The sequence below is a fragment of the Streptomyces sp. NPDC031340 genome (assembly GCF_055569945.1).
In genome coordinates this window covers 1-1,303 of the sequence record NZ_JBVIIE010000137.1, presented here as the reverse complement: position 1 = coordinate 1,303, position 1,303 = coordinate 1, and the positions used below count along the sequence as shown (strand labels likewise).

The following is a 1,303-nucleotide window of genomic DNA, read 5'->3' as shown; positions in this document are numbered from 1 at the left end:
CTTCCGTTCTAGTGGTCGTCGCAACACCCCAGCTCAGGGGATGCGATGGACTTCAAGATTCGGGAGCTGCGGACAGTGGCTCAGGGCCGCAAGCAGCTGGTGCGTGAGCGGGAGGCATACTCCCAGCTCATGCAGCAGGGCCTGAGCAACAAAGAGGCATGCCGGATCGTCGGCATCAACGAAAAAACTGGCCGGCGATGGCGTAACGGCCGCAGCGCCGACCGCCACCAGAAGGCGGCACCCCCGATCAACACGGTGGTGCCGCCTTCCGGTCCGTCCCGGTACCTGCGCGAGGACGACCGGATCTACATCGCCGACCGGATGCGGGAGAAGGCCACCGTTCGGGCGATCGCCGCCGAGCTGGGCCGCAGCCCGTCCACCATCAGCCGCGAGATCCGCCGCAACCGGCATCCAGGCAACGGCCAGTACCGGCCGCACGCCGCCCAGGCCCGTGCCGATGCCCGCCGCCCCCGCCCCAAACCAGGCAAGATCAGCCGGAACCCCGAACTGCGGGACTTCATCCAGCACCGCCTGCATCTACGGTGGAGTCCGGAGCAGATCTGCCAGGCTCTGCGGACACAGTTCCCCGAGCGGCCGGAGATGCACGTGGTCCACGAGACGGTCTACCAGGCCCTTTACGTCCAAGGACGGGGAGAGCTTCGCCGCGAGCTCGCCCGAGCCCTGCGCACCGGCCGGGCCCGCCGCAAGCCGCGCCGCCAGGCCCAGCAGCGCCAGCCGCGGTTCTCCACCCCCATGGTCATGATCAGCGAACGGCCCGCCGAGGTGGAAGACCGGGCCGTGCCCGGACACTGGGAGGGCGACCTCATCATCGGCAAGGACGGGAAGTCGGCCATCGGCACACTGGTCGAGCGCGCCACCCGCTACGTGATGCTTTTGCACCTGCCCGGCGACCACGGCGCCGAAAGCGTCCGGGACGCACTGGTCACGACGGTCCAGACCCTGCCGTCCCACCTTGTGCGGTCCCTGACCTGGGACCAGGGAAGCGAGATGGGTGCCCACGGCGCCTTCACCATCGCCACCGACGTCCCGGTCTACTTCTGCGACCCGGCCAGCCCCTGGCAGCGCGGCTCCAACGAAAACACCAACGGCCTGCTGCGGCAGTACTTCCCCAAGGGCACCGACCTCTCCACCCACACCCGCGAGCACCTGGCCGCCGTGGCCGCCGAACTCAACGGCCGCCCACGCAAAACGCTCGGCTGGGAAACCCCAGCCGAGCGCCTGCATAAACTGCTCGCGGCCTGACCAACACGACCACGTGTTGCGACGACCCCTAGAAAGCGCC

1 protein-coding gene is annotated in these 1,303 nt (G+C 68.8%); it reads left to right on the top strand.

The genetic code is table 11. The features are described from left to right. Nucleotides 1-45 precede the first annotated feature (45 nt). Nucleotides 46-1,263: an IS30 family transposase gene (locus tag ACZ5GT_RS40780; RefSeq protein WP_469037009.1), complete on the top strand. Its 1,218-nt coding sequence runs from the start codon at nucleotides 46-48 to the stop codon at nucleotides 1,261-1,263. Nucleotides 1,264-1,303: the final 40 nt, after the last annotated feature.